Source organism: Microvirga flocculans ATCC BAA-817 (genome assembly GCF_000518665.1).
Lineage (GTDB): Bacteria > Pseudomonadota > Alphaproteobacteria > Rhizobiales > Beijerinckiaceae > Microvirga > Microvirga flocculans.
Genome location: NZ_JAEA01000001.1, coordinates 124412 through 148342, shown reverse-complemented (window position 1 = coordinate 148342; position 23931 = coordinate 124412). Strand labels below are relative to the sequence as shown.

At 66.6% G+C, this 23931-nt stretch carries 23 protein-coding genes; 11 read left to right on the top strand and 12 right to left on the bottom strand.

Annotated features, from left to right (window positions below; translation table 11 throughout):
* The first annotated feature begins 31 nt into the window (after positions 1-31).
* From L879_RS0100815 to L879_RS0100795, 5 genes are all read left to right on the top strand, one after another.
* Positions 32-940, top strand: a complete 909-nt coding sequence (locus L879_RS0100815) for an MBL fold metallo-hydrolase (protein ID WP_027314445.1) — start codon at positions 32-34, stop codon at positions 938-940.
* Between the two features lie 185 nt (positions 941-1125).
* Positions 1126-2535, top strand: coding sequence for a calcium-binding protein (locus tag L879_RS22455; protein ID WP_051434939.1), 1410 nt, complete (start codon positions 1126-1128; stop codon positions 2533-2535).
* A 142-nt stretch (positions 2536-2677) separates the two neighbouring features.
* Positions 2678-3685 (top strand): NAD-dependent epimerase, encoded by a 1008-nt coding sequence (locus L879_RS0100805; protein ID WP_027314444.1) that lies wholly within the window; start codon positions 2678-2680, stop codon positions 3683-3685.
* Position 3686: 1 nt separating this feature from the next.
* Positions 3687-4712 carry an MraY family glycosyltransferase gene (locus L879_RS0100800; RefSeq protein WP_027314443.1) on the top strand — a complete coding sequence of 342 codons (1026 nt, stop codon included), beginning with the start codon at positions 3687-3689 and terminating at the stop codon, positions 4710-4712.
* Entirely contained in the window at positions 4709-5650 is a 942-nt protein-coding gene (locus tag L879_RS0100795) for an NAD-dependent epimerase/dehydratase family protein (protein WP_027314442.1), read from the top strand. The genes L879_RS0100800 and L879_RS0100795 overlap by 4 nt, the downstream gene beginning before the upstream one ends.
* Here the strand turns inward: L879_RS0100795 and L879_RS0100790 are convergent.
* The 3 genes from L879_RS0100790 to L879_RS0100780 all read right to left on the bottom strand — a co-directional run bounded on the left by L879_RS0100790 (position 5583) and on the right by L879_RS0100780 (position 9425).
* The gene (locus L879_RS0100790) at positions 5583-7547 is read right to left on the bottom strand and encodes a nucleoside-diphosphate sugar epimerase/dehydratase (RefSeq protein WP_027314441.1); all 1965 of its coding nucleotides are present in this window, start codon (positions 7545-7547) and stop codon (positions 5583-5585) included. The genes L879_RS0100795 and L879_RS0100790 overlap by 68 nt on opposite strands.
* Positions 7548-7641: 94 nt before the next feature.
* The gene (locus L879_RS0100785) at positions 7642-8424 is read right to left on the bottom strand and encodes an ABC transporter ATP-binding protein (RefSeq protein WP_027314440.1); all 783 of its coding nucleotides are present in this window, start codon (positions 8422-8424) and stop codon (positions 7642-7644) included.
* Positions 8421-9425 (bottom strand): FecCD family ABC transporter permease, encoded by a 1005-nt coding sequence (locus tag L879_RS0100780; protein ID WP_027314439.1) that lies wholly within the window; start codon positions 9423-9425, stop codon positions 8421-8423. Before L879_RS0100780 ends, L879_RS0100785 begins: the two co-directional genes overlap by 4 nt.
* Before the next feature lie 198 nt (positions 9426-9623).
* Here L879_RS0100780 and L879_RS24440 point away from each other — a divergent pair, with 198 nt between their 5' ends.
* The 5 genes from L879_RS24440 (at position 9624) to L879_RS0100755 (ending at position 14298) form a co-directional block, all read left to right on the top strand.
* Positions 9624-10346, top strand: a complete 723-nt coding sequence (locus tag L879_RS24440) for a calcium-binding protein (protein WP_027314438.1) — start codon at positions 9624-9626, stop codon at positions 10344-10346.
* Positions 10347-10444: 98 nt separating this feature from the next.
* Positions 10445-11599: an aminotransferase gene (locus L879_RS0100770; RefSeq protein ID WP_027314437.1), complete on the top strand. Its 1155-nt coding sequence runs from the start codon at positions 10445-10447 to the stop codon at positions 11597-11599.
* A gap of 100 nt (positions 11600-11699) precedes the next feature.
* A complete protein-coding gene (locus L879_RS0100765) occupies positions 11700-12785 on the top strand; it encodes a polyamine ABC transporter substrate-binding protein (protein ID WP_027314436.1) in 1086 nt (361 codons plus the stop codon).
* A gap of 94 nt (positions 12786-12879) precedes the next feature.
* Positions 12880-13608 (top strand): SIMPL domain-containing protein, encoded by a 729-nt coding sequence (locus tag L879_RS0100760; protein WP_027314435.1) that lies wholly within the window; start codon positions 12880-12882, stop codon positions 13606-13608.
* 207 nt (positions 13609-13815) lie between these two features.
* Positions 13816-14298, top strand: coding sequence for a GNAT family N-acetyltransferase (locus tag L879_RS0100755; protein WP_035458314.1), 483 nt, complete (start codon positions 13816-13818; stop codon positions 14296-14298).
* A 15-nt stretch (positions 14299-14313) separates the two neighbouring features.
* Here L879_RS0100755 and L879_RS22445 read toward each other — a convergent pair whose 3' ends face one another.
* From L879_RS22445 to L879_RS0100710, 9 genes are all read right to left on the bottom strand, one after another.
* The gene (locus L879_RS22445) at positions 14314-16305 is read right to left on the bottom strand and encodes a methyl-accepting chemotaxis protein (protein WP_051434938.1); all 1992 of its coding nucleotides are present in this window, start codon (positions 16303-16305) and stop codon (positions 14314-14316) included.
* 93 nt (positions 16306-16398) lie between these two features.
* The gene (ptsN, locus tag L879_RS0100745; RefSeq protein WP_027314433.1) at positions 16399-16857 is read right to left on the bottom strand and encodes a PTS IIA-like nitrogen regulatory protein PtsN; all 459 of its coding nucleotides are present in this window, start codon (positions 16855-16857) and stop codon (positions 16399-16401) included.
* Between the two features lie 82 nt (positions 16858-16939).
* Positions 16940-17518, bottom strand: coding sequence for a ribosome hibernation-promoting factor, HPF/YfiA family (hpf, locus tag L879_RS0100740; protein WP_027314432.1), 579 nt, complete (start codon positions 17516-17518; stop codon positions 16940-16942).
* Positions 17519-17632: 114 nt separating this feature from the next.
* Positions 17633-19057, bottom strand: a complete 1425-nt coding sequence (gene rpoN, locus L879_RS0100735) for an RNA polymerase factor sigma-54 (RefSeq protein WP_027314431.1) — start codon at positions 19055-19057, stop codon at positions 17633-17635.
* Positions 19058-19193: 136 nt separating this feature from the next.
* Positions 19194-20039: an LPS export ABC transporter ATP-binding protein gene (gene lptB / locus L879_RS0100730; RefSeq protein ID WP_027314430.1), complete on the bottom strand. Its 846-nt coding sequence runs from the start codon at positions 20037-20039 to the stop codon at positions 19194-19196.
* A gap of 43 nt (positions 20040-20082) precedes the next feature.
* Positions 20083-20727: an LptA/OstA family protein gene (locus L879_RS19910; protein WP_051434937.1), complete on the bottom strand. Its 645-nt coding sequence runs from the start codon at positions 20725-20727 to the stop codon at positions 20083-20085.
* A complete protein-coding gene (gene lptC, locus L879_RS19905) occupies positions 20724-21512 on the bottom strand; it encodes an LPS export ABC transporter periplasmic protein LptC (protein WP_161634614.1) in 789 nt (262 codons plus the stop codon). The genes L879_RS19910 and lptC overlap by 4 nt, the downstream gene beginning before the upstream one ends.
* A gap of 104 nt (positions 21513-21616) precedes the next feature.
* Positions 21617-22231, bottom strand: coding sequence for a ribonuclease D (locus L879_RS0100715; RefSeq protein ID WP_027314429.1), 615 nt, complete (start codon positions 22229-22231; stop codon positions 21617-21619).
* A 165-nt stretch (positions 22232-22396) separates the two neighbouring features.
* Entirely contained in the window at positions 22397-22906 is a 510-nt protein-coding gene (locus tag L879_RS0100710) for a cytochrome b (protein WP_027314428.1), read from the bottom strand.
* A gap of 375 nt (positions 22907-23281) precedes the next feature.
* On the opposite strand from L879_RS0100710, the gene L879_RS0100705 reads away from it, so the two are divergent.
* Positions 23282-23827, top strand: coding sequence for a sigma-70 family RNA polymerase sigma factor (locus tag L879_RS0100705; RefSeq protein ID WP_027314427.1), 546 nt, complete (start codon positions 23282-23284; stop codon positions 23825-23827).
* Positions 23828-23931: the final 104 nt, after the last annotated feature.

The window sequence follows — 23931 nt, the reverse complement described above, 5'->3', positions numbered from 1 at the left end:
GACGGGGTTCCCGATTGAGCATGATCATGAAATGATAAGGTGTGTTGCATCCTCTGACGCGTTGCAGGTCCGGTTCTGGGGCACACGCGGCTCCACCTGTGCATCCGGCCCTGAATTCGTCGAATTTGGATCGCACACGCCCTGCGTGGAAGTGCGCTGCGGCGACCGGCTCTTCATTCTCGATGCGGGAACGGGCCTCTCGGCCCTCGGCGCCGAACTCAGCCAGAACGCGCCCGAGACCATCGACATCCTGCTGAGCCACCTGCATCTCGATCACATCAGCGGCCTTCCCTTCTTCAAGCCCGCCCTTCTCGGCAAGGAGCGCGTGATCCGCACCTATTGCGGCCATCTGGAGGGGGAAAGCGCCATCGAGCCCCTGAACCGCCTCTTCGCCCCGCCGCTCTTCCCGGTGCGCCTCGGGCAGCTTCCGGCCCGTTTCGAGCATAACGGCTTCAGGGCGGGCGAGCCGATCACCTTCGGCGACGGCAGGCGGATCGAAACCCATCCGCTCAATCATCCCGGCGGCGCAACGGGCTACCGCCTCAGCCACCGGGGCCGCAGCGTCTGCTACATCAGCGACGTGGAGCACAGCGACCCCTGGCCCGACCCGGAGCTTGCCGCCTTCGTCCGCAATGCCGACCTGATGATCTTCGACGGCATGTTCTCCGATGCGGAATATGCCTATTGCCGCGGCTGGGGCCATTCCACCTGGCAGAAGGGCGTCGAACTGGCCAAGGCCGCCGGCGTGAAGGCCCTGGCGATCTTCCATCTCTATCCCGGCCATGACGACGCCTATCTCAAGGCGGCCGAAGCGGAGATGCAGGCCGTCATGCCCACGGCCTTCATGGCGCGCGAGCGCCAGTCGCTCACCTTCGAGCCGATCGTGGAGACGATTCCGGAACGCTCCGGCCCGGTCCTGGCCAAAGCCGGGCAGGCCTGATCCCCCTCATCGGATCCAGGGTCTCGGGAAAAGCCTGCTCTTCCGGTCTATGTGCGCTGGAGCACGGGGTAACCCTTTCGCTCCGCCACTGCGCATTGATGCCGATTCTTTATAACATATATTAACGGCTTCGCAGGTGCGGCTGAGAGCCGTGCGGCAGCCCCAGAAAAATCCCAGGAACGTCGATGGCCAAAACCCTTGATACGTGGAAATTCGATGGCGACTACCACAGGATCGTGGAAGGCGGCGGGCCGACCCCTCTCGACTGGGGCGGCGATGCCGAGGTCATCAGCGGCTACGGTATTCTCGACGTTCAGGTCGGGTTATGGGGGGCAGCCGATGTGCTGCACGAACGCCTCGGGATCATGCCTGGAATGGGAGTAACGCTTTCAAACGGCTTCGAGGTAGGGAGCGAGGTTTCTATCAATGGCTATCCTGCCATTGTAATGCCCGGAGGCTCCGGCACCTATAATTTTCATATCATGTTTCCCGAACCGGGAGATCCGACCCGGTACAGGGGAGCTCCCCCTGAGATCGTCCAGACCTTCCTTCGAGCGCTGACCTATCAGAACACGGCTGAAACGATCCCGGACGATTTCTCGCGGCTGGTCAGCGTGATCCTGTCGAACGATGGCGACGGAACCACCGGGCACGACTTCGAGCAGGAATTCGTGACCTTCTCGAAATGGCTCCCCCGACACGGACCCGATACCGGCGGCCCCGGGGACGACGATCCCGGAGGCGGGGGAAACCTCCCGCCCAGCATCGGCGGGAACCTGAACCGGGGGGCGATCTCGGATTCAGGCTTTCCCTTCGCGCAGATGACCGTCTCGGACGCGAATAACGACATCCTGACGGCGAGCATCGGCATCGGCGAGCCGCGTTGGGGCTATTTCCTGGCATCGAGCCTGAGCGGCGGCACCTACAATGCACAGACGGGAATCTATACGATCAGCGGAACACCGGCCTTCGTCCAGGCCGCAATCCAGAAGCTGGTCTTCGTTGCCGCGCCTCGCCCGGAGAGCGCGCCGGCTTCCCTGTCGTCGATCTTCTTCAACGTGACGGTCAGTGACGGCACCGCATCCACCTCCGTGAGGCTCGACGCCAATCTGTGGACCAACCGCGCCGACGTGATCAAGGGCAAGTCCACCAGCGAAAAGCTCTATGGCCATAGCGGCAAGGACAAGCTCTACGGCAACGGCGGCAACGACAAGCTCTACGGCGGATCGGGCAGCGACTCGCTCAACGGCGGATCGGGCAAGGATGCCTTCGTGTTCGACACCAAGCCGAACGCGAAAACCAACCGGGATGCGATCGCGGACTTCAAGGTGAAGGACGACTCGTTCTGGCTCGACAACGCCGTCTTCACCAAGCTCGGAAAATCCGGCTCGGAGAAGAAGCCTGCGCAGCTGAAGAAGGACTTCTTCACCATCGGCTCCAAGGCCAAGGACAAGAACGACTACGTCATCTACGACGACAAGAAGGGCAAGCTCTATTACGACGCCGACGGCTCCGGCTCGAAATACAAGCAGGTCGAGATCGCGACGCTCTCCAAAAAGCTCGCCATGACCTACAAGGACTTCTTCGTCATCTGAGCGGAATCGAAGGCCCGGCCTGCCGCGCGGCGGGCCGGGCCTGCCTCACCCCTCTCCACAAGGCATCGTGAGACGCGCGAAACCGGGTCCACATCGCCGAAAAATGCTCTAAGGTGCGCGCCGTTCAGGGTGAGCGTTTGCGATGTCGTCTCCGATCCTCGTTACCGGCGCGGCCGGGTTCATCGGCTATCACGTGGCCGAGAAGCTTCTGGCCGCCGGGCACCGGGTGGTCGGCGTCGACAGCTTCACGCCCTATTACGACCTGCGCCTCAAGGAAGCCCGCTTCGCCCGGCTTGAGCCTCAAAGCGCCTTTCGCGGAGAGCGCCTGGACCTCTCCGATGCCGAGGGGACCCGGGACCTGTTCCGCCGCCACCGCTTCGAGCGCGTGATCCACCTCGCCGCCCAGCCCGGCGTGCGCTTCGTCGATCCGCAGCCCTATGCCGCCTCGAACCTCATGGGCTTCATGAACATGCTGGAGGCCTGCAGGCATGGGGAGATCCGGCATCTCGTCTATGCCTCGTCGAGCTCGGTCTATGGCGCCAACCGCAAGCTGCCCTTCTCGGAGCACGACAGCGCCGATCACCCGATCAGCCTCTATGCCGCCACCAAGAAGGCGAACGAGATGATGGCGCATTCCTACGCCTCGCTCTTCGGCCTCGCCTGCACAGGGCTTCGCTTCTTCACCGTCTACGGCCCCTGGGGCCGGCCCGACATGGCGGTCTACAAGTTCACCCACGCCATCGCCGAGGGCCGGCGGATCGAGGTCGCGAATGCGGGCAAGGTCTGGCGCGACTTCACCTATGTGGACGATATCGTGGAGGGGATCGTGCGGCTGGTGGACCGGGCGCCCGCGCCGGATCCGGCCTGGGATGCACAACGCCCCGATCCGGCCATCAGCCCGGCCCCGCACCGGGTCTACAACATCGGCAACGACCGCCCCGAGGAGGTGAACCGGCTGGTCGCCCTGATCGAGGACGCCCTCGGCCGCAAGGCCGACCGCGCGGACGTGCCCCTGCCGCCCGGCGACGTTCTGGAGACCCGCGCCGACGTCACGGACCTGCGCCGGGACGTGGGCTTTGTGCCCTCCACATCCCTCGAGGAGGGCATCCGCCGCTTCGTCACATGGTATCGCGGGTATCACGGCGTCTGACATGATCGCATCGTCCTTTCTCACTCTGGCCTGCCTCACCGCAGCCCTGGCCGGCGGGGCCGTGCTCTCGGTGCTGCTGATCGTCGTTCTCAAGCCTCTTCTGGTGCGCTATGCGCTGGCGCGCCCGAACGCCCGCTCGAGCCACAAGGTGCCGACGCCCCAGGGCGGGGGCATCGCCGTTCTGGCGGCCTGCCTCGCCGCGGCGGGCGCGGTGCTGCTCCTCTTCACGGAGACCTATCCCTTCGCGGTCGTCGCCGCGGCGGCGGCGGGGCTCGCGATCATCGGCGCGGTGGACGACATCCGTCCCCTGCCCGCCGTTCCGCGCCTCGTGCTCCAGACCGTGGCCGTGGCCATCGTGGTTCTCGCAAGCCATGGCCGCGTCCTGCCGGACGCGATCCCCCTGGCGGTGGAGCAGGCGATTCTCGTTTTCGGCGGCGTCTGGTTCGTGAACCTCGTCAACTTCATGGACGGGCTAGACTGGATCACCGTCGCCGAGATGGTGCCCGTCACCGCCTTCATCGCCGCGCTCTGGTTCATCCATCCCGAAACGACGCCCGTGGGGATCGTGGCGGCGGCGCTCTGCGGCGCGCTTCTGGGCTTTGCGCCCTTCAACAAGCCCGTTGCCCGGCTCTTCCTGGGCGATGTGGGCTCGCTGCCCATCGGGCTTCTGGTCGGCTGGATGCTGCTGGAGCTTGCGGGGACCGGCGCGCTCGCCGCGGCCCTCCTGCTGCCGCTCTACTACCTGATGGACGCCACCATCACCCTGCTGCGCCGCCTCGCGCGCCGCGAGAAGGTATGGGAGGCCCATCGCAGCCATTTCTACCAGAAGGCCACGGATAACGGCTTCTCCGCCCTTCAGGTCAGCGCCCATGTGTTCGGCCTCAACCTTGCCCTGGCGGGACTCGCCGCTATGACACTGGTCTGGTCCTCGGGAGCGGTGCAGGCGGCCGCCCTCGCCCTGGGCGCCGGTCTCGTCGGCCTGCTGCTCAAACGCTTTTCCCAGTCCCGCCCGGAGGTTGCCCGATGAATGCCCCCCTGATCGCCCTCACCGGCTCCACGGGCTTCATCGGCAAGCATCTCCTCGCCGCGCTGACGATGCGGGGCTACCGGGTCCGGGTGCTGCTGCGCCGCCCCTCGGAGGTGCCGGAGGGCGCGTCGAGCGCCGTGATCGGCGACATCGCTTCCCCGCAGAACATGGCGGCGGCTTTGCGCGACGTGGACATGGTGATCCATTCGGCGGGCCTGGCGCACGCCATGTCCGGACGTCCGGAAGACGATTACCGCACCATCAACACGCAGGCGACGGTCAAGCTCGCGCAGGCCGCCGAGCGGGCGGGCGCGAAGCGCTTCGTCTTCCTCTCCTCCATCCGGGCGCAGAGCGGGCCGGTGGCCGAGGGGGTGCTGACGGAAGACCTGGAGCCGCGCCCCACCGACGCTTACGGCCGCTCGAAGCTCGAGGCGGAGCGGGGCCTGGCCGGGCTCGGCCTCGACTGGGCGGCGCTGCGCCCGGTTCTCGTCTACGGCCCCGGCGTGAAGGGGAACATGGCCTCGCTTCTCGCGCTCGCCCAATCGCCCTGGCCCCTGCCGCTCGGCGGACTGGCGGCAAGGCGATCCCTCCTCTCCCTCGACAATCTGGCGGCGGCGGTGGACACGCTCCTGAAGGCTCCCGGTTCCCTGCGCCGCCCCTTCATCGCGGCCGATCCCGAGCCGGTGACGATTCCGGAGATCGTCGCGGCTTTGCGCAAGGGGCTGGGGCGCGGGCCGGGGCTGGTCCCGGTTCCCGCCTTCGCGCTCAAGGCGGCGGCGTCTCTCCTGGGCAAGGGGGAGGCTTACGAGCGCCTGGCGGGCTCGCTCGTCGCGAGCCCCGCTTCGCTCCGGGCCCTCGGCTGGGAGCCCGTCAGCTCGACGCGCGACGGGCTTGCTGAACTGGCGCGGCAGGCGCGGGCGCCGTCGCCCGGCGCTTGAATTCCGGAATCGCCTCTTCGAAGACGCGCTCGACCAGGGCGCGGTCGCCGTCCGTGACCGCGCGCTCGAGGATCTTGAGCCAGGCCTCGACCCGCGCGCGGTCGGCGAAGACGGGCTTGGCGGCCATGACGCCGTCGATGCCGATCTCCGTGCGCGGCTCCTCGCGGGCGAAGAGGATCTCGTGGAGGCGCTCGCCGGGGCGCGTGCCGGTGACTGCGATCTCGATATCCTCGCCCGGCTCATAGCCGGCGAGCCGGATCATGCGCTCGGCGAGTTCGTAGATGCGCACCGGCTGGCCCATCTTCAGCACATAGACCGAGGCGCGCTCGTCGCCGTTGGAGCGTTCCGTTTGCGCGCGGGTCTCCTCCGCGTGGGAAGCCGAGGTGAGCACCAGATCCGCCGCCTCGCGGGTGGTCATGAAGTAGCGCACCATGTCGGGATGGGTGACGGTGACCGGCCCGCCGCGGGCGATCTGCGCCTTGAACTTCGGCACCACGGAGCCGACCGAGCCCAGCACGTTGCCGAAGCGCACGGCGATGGTGCGGGTCGCGCCGTTGCGGCCCATGAACTCGGCATCGAGCGCCTGTCCGTACATTTCGGCGAAGCGCTTGGTGGCGCCCAGCATCGAGACCGGATCGATGGCCTTGTCGGTGGAGATCATGACGATGGAATCGGCGCCAGCCTCCACCGCCGCATCGGCCACGTTCACGGAGCCGAAGACGTTGGTCTTGACCCCTTCCATCCAGTGCTTCTCGAGGTAGGGAACATGCTTGAGCGCGGCGGCGTGGAAAACCACGTCCGGCCTGAACTCGCACATCACGTCGCGCACCCGCTCCCGGTCGCGCACGTCGGCGATGACGCCGTCCACGTTCGTGTCGCTGGACAGGAGCGTGGGGTTCTCCAGGATGTGGTGCAGGGAGGGCTCGGAGCTCTCCAGGATCATCAGGTCGCTCGCGCCGAAGGCGACGACGCGGGTGCAGATCTCGGAGCCGATGGAGCCGCCGCCGCCCGTGACGAGCACGCGCTTGCCGCGGATGAAGTTCTCCAGCCGCTGGCGGTCGATCTGCACGGTGGGGCGCAGGAGCAGGTCCTCGATCTCGAGCGGCGCGAGCTCGGCGTTGCGCATGCCCTCGCCGAGACTCGTGACCCGCACCAGCGGCAGACCGAGGCGGCGGGCATGGGCCAGCAGCATGTCCGGGTTCGCTTCGGGCAGCAGCGCGCCGGGGGTCGCCACGAGGCGGCGGATGGGCACGCCCCGCTCCTGGAAGTCCTGCACCACCTGTTCGAGATCGACGAAGGTGCCGAGCACGGGAATGCCGCGCATGGATTGCCCGAGGTCGTCGGAGCGCCAGGACAGGATGCCCCGGGGCTGGATCTTCTTGACGGTGCCCGCCTCGATGGCCCGCAGGATGACGTCGATGTCGCTGCCGCGCCCGAGCAGCAGGGTCGGCGTGCTCGCATCGCGCTGCAGGGTGTGGCGGGACCGGGCGTATTTCAGGTAGCGGAAGGCGAGCCGCGGACCGCCCAGCAGGAACATCTGGATCAGCCAGTAGAGGGCGATCGTGATCTTGCCGAAGAAGAAGGTCCCCAGGAATTGCGGCGAGATGAGAATGTAGTCCACCACCAGCAGGGTCACGGCCAGGATGGTGGAGGCCCGGAAGATGTTGAACAGGTCCGGCAGGGAGGCGAAGCGCCACTTGGACCGGTAGAGCTGCGAGAACCAGTAGATCACGCCGGCGAAGGCGATGAAGGGCGGCAGGAACAGCGGCAGATGGACCAGGCGCTCGGCCAGAAACGTGCCGTCGAAGCGCACGAAAAACGTCGCGAGGACGGCCACGCCCGTCATCACGAGATCATGCACAACGATGAGTGCCTTCTTGAAACCCTGCCGATTCATGGAGCTGCCGTATCCTTGTTTCGCGGTATCGGATGGGCTTACGGCTTTGTCAATGTAACCCTGTGACTTTATCGATATCCGCGATGCAGCCCCCTCAGGCGCGCGGCAGGGGACCCTCGGCCACCACCACGACGCGCCCCGCCTCGCGCAGGACCCGCGCCGCGATGCCGAAGCCCGACGCCAGACGCTCCTCGGTCAGAACCTCCTCAGGGCTGCCGAAGGCTGCGATGCGCCCCTGCTGCATGAAGAGGATGTCGTCGGCGAAGCGCGCGGCCAGGGTCAGGTCGTGCATGATGACGGCCACCGTCGCCCCGTCCCGCGCCAGCGCCTTGAGCCGGTCGAGCACGATGAGCTGATGGCGCGGATCGAGGGCGGCGACGGGCTCGTCGGCCAGGAGCACCGGAGCCTGCGTCGCAAGGGCGCGGGCGAGAAGCACGCGGGCGCGCTCGCCGCCGGAGAGAGCGGTGACGGGACGGCCCTCGAAGCCTTCGAGCCCGACCGACCGGATCGCCGTCTCGACCGCCTCGCGGCCTCTGCCGGAGAGGGCTTCGGGCCTTTCCCCGTGCGGCAGCCGCCCGAGCGCGACGACGGACAGAACCGGCAGCGGCCAGGCCACGCCGCCGCCCTGCGGCAGATAGGCGATGGACCGGGCGCACGCCGTGGCAGGCATCCGCGACACGGAGACCCCGTCCAGGGTGACGTCGCCTTCGCCCGGGGGCTGCAATCCGGCCAGGGCCCGCAGCAGGGTCGTCTTGCCCGCGCCGTTGGGCCCGACGATCGCGGTCAGGCGTCCGGGCACGAGGGACAGGCCGACGCGATCGAGGACGCGTCGGTTCCCGAGATCGACCGACAGGGCATGGGCCTCGAGGCGCGTCATGCGGGCGTCTCCGCCAGCTCCGCCTTGCGGCGGGCGATCACCCACAGGAAGAACGGCACACCGAGAAGGGCCGTCAGCACGCCGACCTTGACCTCCCCGGCCGAGGGGATGAGGCGCACGGCGCAATCGGCGGCGAGCAGCAGGGCCGCGCCGGCAAGGCCCGCCGGAACGAGGGTGCGCGCCGGGTCGTAACCTATGAGGGGCCGCACCAGATGGGGAGCGACGAGCCCGACGAATCCGATGGAACCGGCCACCGCCACGCAGGCTCCCGTCCCGATGGCGGCCCCGGCCACGATCAGCCCCCGCAGCCGCGCCACGCCGACGCCGAGGCTGAGCGCCGTCTCCTCCCCGAGCGCCAGGGCGCGCAGGCCGGACGCGGCCGACAGGATCAGGATCGTGGCGAGAAGGATGAAAGGCGATGCCAGAAGCACATGGGTCATCGAGCGGTCCTCGAAGGAGCCGAGGAGCCAGAACACGATTTCCGTCACCGCGAAGGGATTGGGCGAGAGGCTGATGGCGAGCGACGTGCCTGCCCCCGCGAGGCTCCCCACCGCCAGCCCGGCGAGGACGAGCACCACGATGGTGGCGCTTCGCCCCGCCACCGCCACGACGAGGGCGATGGAAAGCAGCGCGCCGGCGATCGCCGCGAAGGGCAGTGCCCAGGACAGGGTGCCCACGAGGCCGGAATAGATGACGAGCACCGCCCCGAAGGCAGAAGCCTGCGGCGCGCCGAACACGGCCGTGTCGGCGAGCGGGTTGCGCAGGAGCCCCTGGAGCCCCGCGCCCGCGAGCCCGAGGATCCAGCCGGTCATGAGCGCGAGAAGGGTACGCGGCAGGCGGATCTCGCGCACGACGATGCTCGCCGCGCCCCGGTCGGAGACGAGCGCCTCCACGGCCGTGGCGAGCGGGATCCGCGCCGGGCCGATCGCGAGGGAGGCGCCGGCCAAGACCGCGATCAGGAGCGTCAGGCCGACGATCAGGGGTGAAGGGGAGCGGGACATGCGCCGAGTGGATGTTGCGGCCCCAGCGATAGCAAGCGGATGGCCGGGAGTCACCCTGAAGTGGGCCAGACCGCTCACGCGCTTCCGACCGGGAATGTGCCCAACCGCACAAGCCGAGGAAAATATGCCATTCCGCCCCTTTGAACGCGGTTCGACATGGCATAACTTCCGCAACGGAATATGGAGACACCGTCAGCCATGACATCGCAAGCGGACACAACCCTGCCCACCGTGCACACCACCACGTACAGGCTGTCGTTCACGAACACGAATGCGGTCGGAAAGAACTTCGTGTTCATGCAGGCCTACAAGGGCGACATGCCCGTGGCCTGGCTGACCTTCAATCCCATCAACAACAATGTCTCGAGCTGGATGAACGTCCCCGGCGAGTACAAGCTCGTCTACGCCACCGCCGCCGGAGAATTCGCCGCGCAATCCCTTGTCGTGCATCCTGCGAGCGGCCCGATCTCCGGCGGAAGGCTGAGCGACCACCTGTTCGGCGCGAAAGGAAGCGATACGCTCAAAGGCGGAACCGGCGACGACGTGCTTCGGGGCGGGCTCGGCCGCGACGTGCTGACCGGCGGCGCGGGACAGGACGCCTTCGTCTTCGACACAAAGCCGAATGGCAGGACGAATCTCGACCGGGTCGCGGACTTCAAGGTGAAGGACGACTCGATCTGGCTCGACAACGCTGCCTTCCACAAACTCGGCACGGGAACGGAACTTCAACCCGGAAAGCTGAACGAGGCCTTCTTCACCGTCGGCGACCGGGCCAAGGACAGGAACGATTACCTGATCTACGACAAGGCCAAGGGCGTTCTTCGGTACGACGCGGACGGCTCGGGCTCCGGCAAGGCCGTGGAGATTGCGACATTGTCGAAGAACCTGAAGATGACGGCCGCCGATTTTCTCGTCATCTGAGCGGACGGAAACCGAAAAACATCCGTTTTGAACGGTTCGATCTCCGTGCGCTCCGTGCTACGAACCCGGAAGACCCGCATCGCAGCCCGGAGACCGGCATGAACCCCATTTTCGCCAATCTTCCGACGACCGTTTTCGAAGTGATGTCGAGCCTCGCCCGGGAGACCGGCGCGATCAATCTCGGCCAGGGCTTCCCGGACGATCCAGGCCCCGAGGACGTGCGGCGCGCGGCGGCGGATGCGGTGCTCAACGGCTACAACCAGTACCCGTCCATGATGGGCCTTCCCGAGCTGCGCTCCGCCATCGCCGCCCATTACAGGCACTGGCAGGGTCTCGACCTCGATGCGAACACGGAGGTGATGGTGACGTCCGGCGCGACGGAGGCGCTGGCGGGCGCGATCCTCGGGATCGTGGAGCCCGGCGACGAGGTGGTGCTGTTCGAGCCCATGTACGACGCCTACCTGCCCCTCGTGCGGCTCGCCGGGGGCGTGCCGAAATTCGTCACGCTCCAGCCGCCCCATTTCCGGCTGACCGAGGAAGCGCTGGCGAAGGCCTTCTCCCCGAAGACCAAGGCGGTGGTGTTCAACAACCCGCTCAACCCCACCGCCACCGTGTTCTCGAACGAGGACCTCGCCCTTCTCGCCGCGTTCTGCCGCAAGTTCGACGCCATCGTCATTTCCGACGAGGTCTGGGAGCACGTGGTGTTTGACGGCCTGAGGCACCGGCCGGTGCTGGGGCTCGAGGGCCTGCGCGACCGGTCGGTGAAGATCGGCTCGGCGGGCAAGATCTTCAGCCTCACCGGTTGGAAGGTCGGGTTCGTGTGCGCCGCGCCGCACATCATGAAGGTGCTGGCGAAATCCCACCAGTTCCTCACCTTCACCACGGCCCCGAACCTTCAGGCGGCGGTGGCCTACGGCCTGGCCAAGGACGATGCCTATTTCGAGGACATGCGAAAAACCTTCGCCCGCAGCCGCGACCGCTTCACCGCGGGCCTGAGAACGCTCGGCTTCGACGTGATCCCGAGCCAGGGCACCTATTTCGTCAATATCGACATCGCTCCCCTCGGCGAGACCGACGACGTCGCCTTCTGCCGCCGCCTCGTCACGGAGCACGGCGTGGCCGCGATCCCGGTCTCCGCCTTCTATGCGCAAGGGGCGGTCAAGAACGTGGTGCGCTTCTGCTTCGCCAAGAAGGATTCGACCCTCGACGCGGGGCTCGAACGGCTGGCGAAGGCCATCCGGCGGGCCGCCTGAAAACCGTCAAGGCCATCAACAAGTTGGGCATTGTTTATTGGCTCGGAATTTCCTAGCCTGCCGCCGTTGTCACTCTTAACCTCGGGAGTTCCGCCCCAAAATGTTCCGTCTCCTCGCTTCGGTTGCCCTTGGCCTCGGCCTTGTCACCGCCGCCACCGCCCAGGAGCGTGTGGTCAACGTCTATAACTGGTCCGACTACGTGGATCCCAAGGCGCTGGACGAGTTCACGAAACAGACCGGCATCAAGGTGGTCTACGACACCTACGACAACAACGAGATCGTCGAGACGAAGCTGCTCGCCGGCAAGTCGGGCTACGACATCGTCGTGCCGTCGGGCCCCTTCGTGCAGCGCCTGATCGGCGCCAAGGTGTTCCAGAAGCTCGACAAGGCGAAGCTCCCGAACCTCGCCAACCAGTGGCCCGAGGTCACGCAGCGCCTGGCCGTGTTCGATCCGGGCAACCAATATGCCGTCAACTACATGTGGGGCACCACCGGCATCGGCATCAACGTGAAGAAGGTGCGCGAGATCCTGGGCGACGTGCCGCTCAACACCTGGGACCTGGTGCTCAAGCCCGAAATCTCCTCCAAGCTCAAAAGCTGCGGCATCTACATGCTGGACAGCCCCGAGGATCTCTTCCCCGGCGTGATGGCCTATCTCGGCCTGAACCCGGATTCCAAGCGCACGGAGGATCTGACCAAGGCGGGCGACGCCCTGTTCCGCGTCCGCGGCAACATCCAGAAGTTCCACTCCTCCGAGTACATCAACGCGCTCGCCAACGGCGATATCTGCGTGGCGGTGGGTTATTCGGGCGACATGATCCAGGCCAAGACCCGGGCCGAGGAGGCCAAGAACGGCGTCGAGGTCGGCTACGTGATCCCGCGCGAGGGCGCGCTCATGTGGTTCGACAGCTTCGTGATCCCGGCGGACGCCAAGAACGTGGCCGAGGCGCATGAGTTCATCAACTTCATGCTCAAGCCCGAGATCGCGGCCATGAACACCAACTTCGTGTCCTACGCCTCCGGCAACCTCGCCGCGAAGCAGCACATCGACAAGGCGATCCTCGACAATCCCGGCATCTACCCGGACGAGGCCACGATGAAGCGCCTCTTCACCAACACGGCCTATGACGAGCGCTCCCAGCGCACCGTCACCCGGCTCTGGACGAAGGTGAAGACGGGCCGTTAATCGCCCGCTCAGGTAGCGCCGTGCATCGTTCCGGCGCCCTCGAAGCTCCGCCTCACGGGCGGAGCTTTCTTTTTTGAAAAGGACGTTCGACCTCATGCGCCCTGCCGTTGCCGCTGTCTTCCTCGCCCTGAGCCTCGCCGCCCCGGCCCTGGCCCAGAACGCCGCCCCCGCGCCGCGCCAGCCCACGATCAGCGTGATGGGCAGCGGCGAGGTGGAGCTCAAGCCGGACTTCGCCCGCATCCATGTGACGGTGGCGACGCAGGCCGAAACCGTGGCGCAGGCGAGTGCCGCCAACAACGCCGCGACGGAACGGGTGCTCGCCCGCATCCAGGGCCTAGGCATCAAGCGGGAGGATATCCGCACCGCGAATTTCCAGGTCTTCCAGACCCCGCCGCAGATCGGCCCGGACGGCAAGGAGCTGAAGGCCCCCAAGTTCTCGGCCCATCACCGGCTCCAGATCACCACCCGCGACCTGGACGGCGTCGGGAAGCTTGCCGGCGAGATCCTGGCCAGCGGCGACATGACCTTCCAGTCCATCTCCTTCGGCCTCGACCGTCAGGAGGAAGGCGCGGACAAGGCCCGGGAGGCCGCCGTCCGGGACGCGAAGCGGCAGGCCGAGGTCTATGCGAAGGCCGCCGGGGTGTCCCTGGGCCGGCTCCTGGAGATCCGGGACGGATCGGCCCAGCCCTTCGAGCCTCAGGCGGACATGCGCATGCCCATGGCGATGGCCAAAGGGGCCGAATCGGTGCCGATCGTGCCCCCGGCGACGATCCGCTACGGCGCCAATGTTCAGCTCGTCTGGGAAATGACCGGACAGCCGTGATGTCGGATTCAAAGCGGAAACGGCCAAGCTAACAGGCCTGCGGCTTTGCGCCAAAGCATCGGACGAGATAAAGTGGACTTGCACTTTTGGGATCCATCCGATGCTCTTTTTTGGGTAGCGCATCGTCGATGGCGAAAAACCGGGTCCACTTTTTCGCACGATGCGCTAAGCGGACGAAAACCGATCCAACGAAAGCAGACCGCAGCCATGAACAGCAGCGTGACCGTCCGCGAGGCGCGCATCGAGGACGTTCCCACCATCCTCAGGCTCATCAAGGAACTGGCCGCCTTCGAGAACCTGTCCCACACCGTCCGGACCGACGAGAATCGCCTGCGCGAGGATGGATTCGGGGACAGGCCGCGCTTCAAGGTCCTGCTCGCGGAAGCCGACGGCGAAGCCATCGGCTTTCTGAGCACCATGGTCCGTTACTCGATCTGGGGCGGCGGGGAGTTCATCAATCTCGACGACCTCTATGTCTGCGAGAAAGCGCGCGGACGCGGCGTGGGCCGCCTGCTGATGAAGCGGCTCGCGGAGATGGCCGCTTCCCAGGGGCAGGTCGTGCGGTGGGAACTGCTGCCCGACAACGCACCCGCCAAGGCCTTTTACGAAAGCCTCGGGGCAAATGTTTTTCCGAAACTGATCGCGCGCTGGCCCGTGGAGGCCTCCGCGGCCGCGGCCGCGAAGGCCTGAAGCCTCTTTCACGCGTCAAGCCGCCCTGACATTGTTCAGGAACTGGCCGATTTCGGCGCCGAGGCGCTGGGCCTGCCGCTCCAGGGCCACGGAAAGATCCGCCACCGTCCGGGCCGCATCGAGGGATTGCAGGGCGACGCCCTGCGTCGTCTCGATGGCGGAGGTGCCAGCCTGCGCCTCCGAGGAGACCTGAGCGACCGATTGGGCGATTTCGGACACCGCCGCGGTCTGCTGGCTCACGGTTCCGGCCACCGTGGCGACGACGCCCGCGAGGTCCTCGACCGAGGCCTGCACGGTGCCGAGCGCCACCAGAGTCTCCCGCGAGGCCGCCTGCACGGCCTCGATCTGCCGGGCGATCTCCTCGGTCGCCCTGGCGGTCTGGCCCGCCAGCTCCTTCACCTCGTTGGCGACGACCGCAAAACCCTTGCCCGCCTCTCCGGCGCGGGCGGCCTCGATAGTGGCGTTGAGCGCCAGAAGATTCGTCTGGGCCGCGATGGAGCGGATGAGCCCCGCCACCTCGCCGATCTGGGAGGTCGCGGCGGACAGGGACGTCATGCTGCCCGACGCGCCCCGCGCTTCGGCGACGGCGCGCTCGGAGGCCTGGGCTGAGGCGCTCGTCTGGGCGGCGACTTCGGCGAGCGAGGCATCGAGCTCTTCGGCGGCGCTCGCCACCGCCGCCATGTTCTGCGCCGTGCGGATGGATGCGCTGCCCGCGATCTGGGCCTGCTCGGTCACGTGATGGGCCGATCCCTCCAGCTGGCCGGACGCTCTGGCGAGATCGGCCGTGACCTCCCGGACCTCCGCGAGGATCTGCTCGACCGAGGAATCGAAGGCCATGATGGCGTTGGAGATCGCGTGCGCCCGCTCCGCATCGAGGGCCGCCATGCCCTCCCGCTCCTGCGTGAGCCGCTCGCGTTCACGGGCATTGTCGCGGAAGACCAGGACGGTCCGGGCCATGGCGCCGATCTCGTCGGTTGCCCCGGTGGACGGGATCTCGCTGGTCGCATCGCCGTCGGCCAGCCGCTGCATGGCCTGGCGGAGACGGGCAAGCGGCAGGGAGATGGAGCGGCCGACGAGGAAATTCAGAACGAGGCCGGCCAGAAGCGTCGCGCCCATGGCCCAGAGAATCAGGGTGAAGGTCCGCGCCTGCGAGGCGGTGAGCTGATCCGCCGTCTTGTGGGCCTCGTCGCGCACCTTGGCCAGCAGCTGGTCGAGCGCCGGCACGAGCAGGTCGAACTGCCCCATCAGCTTCTCGCCCTGGCCGGAAACCTGCTGCTCCAGGGCGCTCCAGGCTTGGAACGCTTCCTGATAGGCCGCGCCGGCGGTCTCGATGGTCGCCTTGTCCCGGGCGAGATCTCCCGAAAGCTGGGCCAGGGCGCGGGAGAAGCGGCCCTGCTCCACGTCGAAGGCTCCCAGAAGGGTCTCCTCGAGCAGGATTCGGGCGCGGGCCTCCTGGGTGAACATGCCGAGCGTCGCCGCCCAGAGGCGCCAGGCGATGGTCTCGCCGCTGCCCGTCAGCGGGCGCACCAGCTTCTCCAGATTCGCCTCCGTCATGAGGAGGCGCCCCTGCGCGCCCTCGTCGGGCTTGGTGCCGATCTCGGCATAGAGCTTGTCGAGGGCCTTGCCCTGGTCGATCAGGGCCTTGGCATGCTGCTTCAGGGCCGCGATTTCGGGCTCGATCAGCCGGGCGCCGGAGGCGGCGCTCATGGCCTCGAGCTGCTCGATAAGGGCCTTGTGCCGGTCGATGAAGGCCTGTCCGTGATGGGCGAGCCGGCTTGCGGTCCATTCCCCCGCCGTGACCTTCAGGGCATCGGCGCGGCCCCGGAACTGATAGGCCTGCTCGGCCAGGGCGGAATAGGTCTGCTGCGCCGCCAGGGCCTGCTCCACCTCGCTGCGGCCCGCCTGGAACACCGCGCCGATCACCGCAAAACCAAGCACCATCACGCCGCTCAGCGCGGCGACGCGCGCGCGAACCGACGGCAGCTTCCACCGAGCCACAAACGCCATTGTCCCAAATCCCTCGTCTTGTCTTTGCGGCAAGATTGGGGCGGACAGGTTAAGGAGATATTACGCTAGGTAACGTACTAACGGCTAGACGGATCAGGCGGCCTTCGGCAGTTCGGTCATGATCGCATAGATGGCGGTGGCGTCCCGGGTGGCGCGGACCCGCTCGATGAGCCCGGGCTCGCGCAGGACGCGGGCGACCCGCGCCAGCGCCTTCAAATGGTCCGCGCCTGCCCCTTCAGGGGCCAGGAGCAGGAAGAGAATATCCACCGGCTGGCCGTCGAGGGCCTCGAAATCGACGGGCTTTTCGAGCCGCGCCACGAGGCCGAAGATCCGGGTCAGCCCCGACAGCTTGCCGTGCGGGATGGCGATTCCCTCGCCGATCCCGGTGGAGCCGAGGCGCTCACGCTGCAGGAGAGACTCGTAGATGACGGTCTCGGAGAGCCCCGTGAGACGGGCGGCATGGGTGGCCAGTTCCTGAAGAGCCTGCTTCTTGCCGCTGACGCGCAGGGCGGGCAGGACGGCTCGAGGGTCTAGAAAATCCAGCAAGGGCATGATCACGCTGCATTTTGGTGTGAAGCCTGGAAGGCCTCTCACCGTTCCACGCAAGAACCGGGCCAGGAAGGGGTAATCCCCGTCAAGGCTGTGCAAGCGGCGGATCGACCCAACCGATCGCTCCGTCGCCGCGGCGGTATACGACGTTCATGCGTCCGGTGCTAGCGTGGATGAATACGACAGCGGCGGATCCTGTCAGATCGAGCTGCATCACAGCGTCGCTGACCGAGAGCCTGTGCAGCGGCTTCGTGGTTTCGGCGACGACGATGGGATGATAATTTTCTTCCTCGACCGCCTCGTCGCTGGGGGCTTCGAGAACCGCATAGGGAACCTCGATGCCCGCTTCCGCGCGACCGCTGGCGGAAGCCGGGCGGTCCTTCAGGCGCTGCTTGTAGCGGCGCAGGCGGTTTTCGATTCGCGCCGCCGTCTGATCGAAACTGGCATAGGCGTCTCCGGCCGCGCCGGAGGCTTCGAGCGTCATGCCCGAGGTCAGATGGAGCACGCAATCGGTGCGAAAACCGCTGCCGTCGCGAGCGACGGTCACATGGCCGGAATAGCCGCCGTCGAAATATTTCGACAACACGCCGGCCACTCGGGTCTGAACCTGAGACCTGAGAGCTTCGCCGATATCGATGTTCTTACCGGATACTCTCAACGTCATCGTGTCCTCCTCACCTGCGCTCTCGCGATATGCGATCTTTCGTCGGCTGCGCTTGAGGTCGATGATGATCCGAATGGCAGGCAATACAAGACTTGAAATAGCGGTCCGAACCGGTCAGGCTCTCACCTTGCGCTTTCGCTTCCGGTCCGCGGAGGATGGGATGCGCAGCGCCTCGCGGTACTTCGCCACCGTTCGGCGGGCGACCTGAATGCCTTCCGATTTCAATTTCTGGGCAATTGCCTCATCCGAGAGCACGCCGTCCGGATTCTCCGCTTCGATGAGCTGCTTGATTCGGTGGCGGACGGCCTTGGCGGAATGCGCGCCTTCGCCTGTCGCGGCGCCGAAGAAGAACTTCATCGGATAAGTGCCGCGCTCCGTGCCGATAGCCTTGTTCGCCGTCACGCGCGAGACCGTCGATTCGTGCATGCCGATCGCCTCGGCCACGCTCTTCAACGTCAGCGGACGCAGGGCGGCGACGCCCTCGCGAAAGAAATTCTCCTGCTGGCGGGCGATCTCGGTGGCGACTTTGAGAATGGTCCCGGCGCGCTGGTCGAGACTGCGCGTGAGCCAGCTCGCCGCCTGGAAGCATTCCGACAGGAAGGATTTGTCCTCCGCCTTGCGCAGGGCCTTCGCCACCTCGGCGTAGTAGGAGCGGTTGAGCAGGATGCGGGGCAGGGTCTCCGGGTTCAGCTCGACGGACAGACCCCCATCGGGCAACGGCCGGATCAGCACATCGGGCACGAGGACGTCGATGGCGGCCGGCGTGAAGGCGAGGCCGGGCTTGGGCTCCAGACGGCGCAGCTCCGCCAGCATCCCGGCGAGATCCTCCCTGTCGACGCCGCACAGCTTCTGCAGGGCCGCAAAATCCTGCCGGGCGACGAGGTGGAGGTGATCGAGCAGCACCTGCATGGCGGGATCGAGCCGGTCCCGGTCCTTCAGCTGGATCGCGAGGCATTCGGCCAGGTGGCGCGCGCCGACGCCGGAGGGCTCGAAGGTCTGGATCAGGCTGAGCGCCGTTTCCACATCCTCGCGCCCGACCTTCAGCCGCTGCGCGATCGCCGCGAGGTCCTCGGTGAGGTATCCCGCTTCGTCGAGGCTGTGAATCAAATGCCGGCCGACGGCGCGCAGGCGGGGATCGGCCGTAGCGAGATCGAGCTGGGCTTCCAGATGCTCGGTCAGGCTCGCCGCGCGGGCAAGCGTATCCTCCATCTCGCGCCCGATCTCCCCGTGCCCCGCACCCGTCGCATGACCGGTGGAGGCCGCGCCGGGCTCGCCCCGCGAGGGCGGCGGCCCCGGAATCATGCGGGCGCCCGCGGCCTGCGCCTTCTCCTTGGCGCGCAGGAAATCGGCAAGGCTCGACACGGGCGCATCGGCCCGGATCTCGCCTTCCTGCAGGAGGGGATTGCGTTCGAGTTCCGCCGCCACATAGGCCGCCAGCTCCGCATGGGAGAGCTGCAGCAGCTTGATGGACTGAACGAGCTGAGGGGTCATCGTCAGGGACTGGCCCTGGCGCAGCTCCAGCCGTGGCATCGCGCTCATGACCGCCCCCGGAAACCTCAGGCATGCTTCTTGCGTGCCGCCGACGTTGTAATGCGGCCGACCGCGCTCCGTCAAAAGGCCGATTGTCCCAGCACAGCGCGCGGGACGTGCCGATCCCCGGTTCCCGCGCGATGTCTCAGAGGCGGAAATCCTCGCCCAGATACAGGCGGCGCACGTCCTCGTTCGCCACGATGGCGTCGGGCGTGCCCTCGGTGAGAACGCGGCCGGAATGGATGATGTAGGCGCGGTCGATGAGGCCCAGGGTCTCGCGCACGTTGTGGTCGGTGATGAGCACGCCGATGCCGCGGCGGGTCAGGTGCCGCACCAGGTTCTGGATGTCGCCCACCGCGATGGGATCGATGCCCGCGAAGGGCTCGTCGAGAAGCATGAAGGTCGGCTCGCCCGCGAGCGCGCGGGCGATCTCGCAGCGCCGCCTCTCGCCGCCGGAGAGGGCGATGGAGGGCGACTTGCGCAGGCGCGTGATGTTGAACTCGTCGAGGAGCGCATCGAGCTTGCGCTCGCGCTCCTTGCGGCTCGGCTCGACGATCTCGAGCACGGCGCGGATGTTGTCCTCCACGTTGAGGCCGCGAAAGATCGAGGCTTCCTGCGGGAGGTAGCCGATGCCGAGACGGGCGCGGCGATACATGGGCAGGCCCGTCACGTCGTGGCCGTCGAGGCTGATGACGCCGCGATCCGCCGAGACGAGGCCCGTGATCATGTAGAAGATCGTGGTCTTGCCTGCGCCGTTGGGGCCGAGCAGGCCCACGGCCTCGCCCGCGCGCACGTTCAGGCCCGCGTCCTGCACCACGGTGCGGCCGCGATAGCTTTTCTGCAGGCCTTTCACGGCCAGGATTCCGGGACCGCCGAAAACCGCCTCGTCTTCCGTCTGAAAATGGAAGTGAGGGTTCGCTTCGGCAGGGCTGCGATCCAGAAGGCTCACATCCGAGGAACCGGGCTGGGAACGGCTGAACAGAGGTTTCACGGGGCAATCGCTCGCTTGAAGAGAGGAAGGCGGGTTTTTCGCCTCAGTTCGTGGCCGGCTTCTGCGGCGGTTTCGGCTTGGCGTTGTTCGCGGCCGGCGCTCCGCCGCCCGCGCCCGTCGGGGCGGGGCCGCCGTTGCCGGGAACGAAGAGCGCCCTCACGCGGCCACCGGGCTTCGTCTCGATATTGGCGACGCCGGTGTTGATGTCATAGAGCACCCGCTCGCCCTTGGTCACGTTGGGCCCGTCGCTGAGCGTGGCATTGCCGGTCAGCATGATCTTGTTGGAGCCCCGGTCGAAGGTGGCGTTCTCGCCGGTCGCGACCTGGGTCCGGGACACGATGGTGACCGGTCCCTTGCAGTCGATCTTCTTGATCGCGCTGTCGTCCGCCGTCTGGGCCGCCGGCGACACGCGGCCGCCCTCCTGGTCGCGCTGCTCGTAGAACACCGTCATGGTCGTGCACTTCATGGTGCTCTCGCCCTGGACCGCGACCACATCGCCGGAGAAGACCGCGCGGCCCTCCTTGTCGAAAACGTCGAGCTTGTCGGCGTCGATCTTGATCGGTTCCTTGCTGGAGCCGAAATTGCCGAAGCCGACGGCGCGCTCCTTGCCGGCCTGAGCCCAGGCGGCCTCCATCGGAACGGGAGACAGAAGCACGATGGCGAGGGCGGCGCGGGTGAAACTCATCATGGACGGACACTTGTCGGTTGAGGCGCAGGCGCCGGTGCGGGAGCCGCGGCAGGGGATTTGGGAGACGGATTGAGGGGAACCGCAGGACCCGTGCCGGCGGCGCCGGGAGCAGAAGGCTTGGAATCGGACCCGGGCTGGAGAACGGTGCGGACGCGGCCTTCGAAGCTCATGACCTTGCCGTTCTCCGTGACGCTCAGCCCTTCCGCCTCGATGGTGCCGCTGCCGAAGGACACGACGACGGGCTCGTTGGACACCACGGAACCGGCCTTGAAGCGCACGAAGGCCGAGTTGAGCCTGACCTCGTGGCCCGCATCCGTGGTGACCACGATGTTCTTGCGCAGGCGCATCTGCTCTTTCTTGGTGTCCAGGGTGCCGGTATCGGCCTGGAGCCGCGCGACGCTGCCGCGATCGTCCGTGACGATCCGGGCCTTCAGATCCTTCAGCTGAACGAGGTCGGGCTTGCGGATATCCTGCGTCGCCTCGCTGGCCGTCACCTCGTAGGGCCGGTTGTCGTTCTTGAACCCGGTGAGCTTCGGGCTGGCCATGGTGACATTGGTGCCGCTCACGCCGATGGCGCCGAAGCTCAGATGCTCGATCTTCCGGAACGGGTCGTAATAGGCCACGAGGCCGACGGCGGCCATGCCTACAAGGGAACCGAGGGGAATGGCGATCTTGGCGAAGCGGACCCAGCGGGAATGGCGGCGGGCCTTGCGGAAGGCGCGCGAGCGCTCGGCCGGCACCGAGGCCGGGGCATTCCGCATCATCGTGCCCTGAGCGACCGCCACTTTGTCCAAATCCCTTCCGTCCGCAACCGGCATGGCGCCATGCCGGAGGGTCATGGCGATGTTATGACGGATATGGGGTTTATGGGGGAAAGTTTAAGCAGGCGTCAAGAATGGGCAAAAATGTCCGTTTCCGGCCAGCCGAGGAGATCGAGCTGCGCCCGGGTCGGCAGGAAGGCGAAGCATTGGTGGGCGATGCCGAGCCTGTTCTCCCGCTCCAGCAGACGATCGAGTTTCTCCTTCAGGGCATGAAGGTGGAGCACGTCGGAGGCGGCATAGTCGAGCTGGGCCGGCGTGAGCGTGTCCGCGCCCCAGTCGGAGGATTGCTGCTGCTTCGACAATTCGACGCCGAGCTGCTCGCGCGTGAGGTCCTTGAGGCCGTGACGGTCGGTATAGGTGCGCACAAGCCGCGAGGCGACCTTGGTGCAGTAGACCGGGCGCGGCATGACGCCGAAGGCATGGAACAGGACGGCGAGATCGAAGCGGGCGTAATGGAAGATCTTGAGCACGCTCTCGTCGGAGAGAACGCGGATCAGGTTTTCCGGCAGGGGGCCGTCCTTCAGGATCTGCACCACATCGGCGGACCCGTCCCCGGTGGAGATCTGCACGACGCAGAGCCGGTCCCGGTGCGGGTTAAGACCCAAAGTCTCGGTGTCGATGGCGATGGCGGAGCCGGGCTCGTAATCCGCGGGCAGGTCGCCGCGATGGAGGCGTACTGTCATGGAACGTCCAATAATCTGTCGCAACAGGCCTTAGAGCATCGGCCCCGAAAGGGAAATGCACTTTTGAGCATGATGCGCCTCATCCTGATGGATCGGCGCAGCCTCACGAGCGGTGAGGCTGGGCCGGCAAGGATGGTTCAGGATCGGGCGGAGAGGACGGGCCGGTCAGCCGGCCGAAAGGCTCATGCGCCTGAGCGTTCCGTCGCGCAGAACCACCTGATGCCAGACCGCGATCGCGGCGTGGAGACCGGCCAGGATCAGGATGAGCGTGCCGCCGGTTTCATGCAGCTCCGCGATCAGGCCGGGAGAGCCCTGGACCGCCGCCGTGAGGCTGGGAAGGGTGTATCCGAACACATTGACCGGCACGCCCATGCGGGAGGCTGCATACCATCCGGTGAGAGGCAGGCCGATCATGAAGGCGTAGAGCACCCCATGGCCGAGACCGGCCGCCCGCCGCAGAAGCGGGCTCGTCGCGGTGGGGGCGGGAGCCCCGAGGGCGAGACGCAGGACGAGACGCGGCAGAACCAACGTCAGCACGGCGAGGCCGAGAAGGAAGTGAAGGAGAGGGGGATTCTCGCGAACGGACCGTCCGCCTTCGCCGGTGAACCAGGCGGCGAGGATGAGAAGCGCCATCAGCCAATGCAGAACGATGAGAACGCGGGGGTAGCGGGTCATTGGAAACCTCCTGGACCGCAGAGATCCTGTTCCTCGAAGCGTGAGCGTGCAACTTAAAACTTTGTAATAATTCTAAACTAGGCCCTTTTCGGCCATCCGGCGCACCGGCCGCGCGCGGCCTTTCCGAGAGATCAAAACTCTAGTCCCGACGGCGCGGAAGCGGTTTGATCCATCTCAAGAGGGCAGGGTCGGGCTGCAGGCGGGCTGCGGCCGACGATCGGGAAGCTCCTGCGTCCTGCCTGGAGCAGCGGAGCCGATACCCGTTCCGAGCCGAGCCTGCGCGTCATGAGTGTCGTCAAGTTTCGCATAGGTTAATGCGGCGGGACCCAGGGAGAGGTTTTGTAGCTGGCTTGAAATCGGGAAGGATGGAAAAGGGTGACGGTCGAAAGCTCCCTGAAGCAGCAGATGCTGGATGCGATCCCGCGTCTGCGAGCTTTTGCCATTTCCCTCTCCGGCAGTCTCGACAGGGCGGACGATCTGGTGCAGGGCACCTTGCTCAAAGGCCTGAGCAATCTCGACAAGTTCCACCCCGGCACCAGCATGCAGGCCTGGCTGTTCACGATCCTGCGCAACGACTTCCTGACCCAGGTCCGCAGGAGCAGGCGCGAGATCGAGGATCCGAAGGGCTCCTGGGCCGAGAAGATGGCCGTCATGCCCGACCAGGGCGCGCGGCTCGACCTCACCGACATGCTGAGCGCCCTCGGCAAGCTTCCCTTCGACCAGCGCGAGGCGCTCCTTCTCGTCAGCGCGGAAGGCCTGTCTTACGAGGAAGCGGCGCGGATCTGCGGCACCAATATCGGCACCATCAAGAGCCGCATCAACCGCGCCCGCAACCGGCTCGCCGATCTGCTGAACTTCGATGCGAACGACGATCTCGGACCCGACAGGCTCGTGAAGGCCGCCCTGCTCATGCACACCTAGCCGAGGTTTTCGGTACCGGCACCGTTTCCTGCCTGCCTGGAACCGTTTCTTCACGCGAACTCGCTTCCCACTTTTGCATTCCATGCTCTAGCATCGGACGAGAA

What these genes read in the sequence shown, in the direction of transcription:
- L879_RS0100805 (WP_027314444.1), top strand. Translation starts at nt 2,678, where the DNA reads ATGTCGTCTCCGATCCTCGTTACCGGCGCGGCCGGGTTCATCGGCTAT.
- L879_RS24440 (WP_027314438.1), top strand. Translation starts at nt 9,624, where the DNA reads ATGACATCGCAAGCGGACACAACCCTGCCCACCGTGCACACCACCACG.
- L879_RS0100755 (WP_035458314.1), top strand. Translation starts at nt 13,816, where the DNA reads ATGAACAGCAGCGTGACCGTCCGCGAGGCGCGCATCGAGGACGTTCCC.
- L879_RS0100815 (WP_027314445.1), top strand. Translation starts at nt 32, where the DNA reads ATGATAAGGTGTGTTGCATCCTCTGACGCGTTGCAGGTCCGGTTCTGG.
- ptsN (WP_027314433.1), bottom strand. Translation starts at nt 16,857, where the DNA reads ATGCCCTTGCTGGATTTTCTAGACCCTCGAGCCGTCCTGCCCGCCCTG.
- L879_RS22455 (WP_051434939.1), top strand. Translation starts at nt 1,126, where the DNA reads ATGGCCAAAACCCTTGATACGTGGAAATTCGATGGCGACTACCACAGG.
- L879_RS0100770 (WP_027314437.1), top strand. Translation starts at nt 10,445, where the DNA reads ATGAACCCCATTTTCGCCAATCTTCCGACGACCGTTTTCGAAGTGATG.
- L879_RS0100785 (WP_027314440.1), bottom strand. Translation starts at nt 8,424, where the DNA reads ATGACGCGCCTCGAGGCCCATGCCCTGTCGGTCGATCTCGGGAACCGA.
- L879_RS0100715 (WP_027314429.1), bottom strand. Translation starts at nt 22,231, where the DNA reads ATGACAGTACGCCTCCATCGCGGCGACCTGCCCGCGGATTACGAGCCC.
- L879_RS0100765 (WP_027314436.1), top strand. Translation starts at nt 11,700, where the DNA reads ATGTTCCGTCTCCTCGCTTCGGTTGCCCTTGGCCTCGGCCTTGTCACC.
- L879_RS22445 (WP_051434938.1), bottom strand. Translation starts at nt 16,305, where the DNA reads ATGGCGTTTGTGGCTCGGTGGAAGCTGCCGTCGGTTCGCGCGCGCGTC.
- L879_RS0100800 (WP_027314443.1), top strand. Translation starts at nt 3,687, where the DNA reads ATGATCGCATCGTCCTTTCTCACTCTGGCCTGCCTCACCGCAGCCCTG.
- hpf (WP_027314432.1), bottom strand. Translation starts at nt 17,518, where the DNA reads ATGACGTTGAGAGTATCCGGTAAGAACATCGATATCGGCGAAGCTCTC.
- rpoN (WP_027314431.1), bottom strand. Translation starts at nt 19,057, where the DNA reads ATGAGCGCGATGCCACGGCTGGAGCTGCGCCAGGGCCAGTCCCTGACG.
- L879_RS0100780 (WP_027314439.1), bottom strand. Translation starts at nt 9,425, where the DNA reads ATGTCCCGCTCCCCTTCACCCCTGATCGTCGGCCTGACGCTCCTGATC.
- L879_RS0100790 (WP_027314441.1), bottom strand. Translation starts at nt 7,547, where the DNA reads ATGAATCGGCAGGGTTTCAAGAAGGCACTCATCGTTGTGCATGATCTC.
- L879_RS0100795 (WP_027314442.1), top strand. Translation starts at nt 4,709, where the DNA reads ATGAATGCCCCCCTGATCGCCCTCACCGGCTCCACGGGCTTCATCGGC.
- L879_RS0100710 (WP_027314428.1), bottom strand. Translation starts at nt 22,906, where the DNA reads ATGACCCGCTACCCCCGCGTTCTCATCGTTCTGCATTGGCTGATGGCG.
- L879_RS0100760 (WP_027314435.1), top strand. Translation starts at nt 12,880, where the DNA reads ATGCGCCCTGCCGTTGCCGCTGTCTTCCTCGCCCTGAGCCTCGCCGCC.
- L879_RS19910 (WP_051434937.1), bottom strand. Translation starts at nt 20,727, where the DNA reads ATGATGAGTTTCACCCGCGCCGCCCTCGCCATCGTGCTTCTGTCTCCC.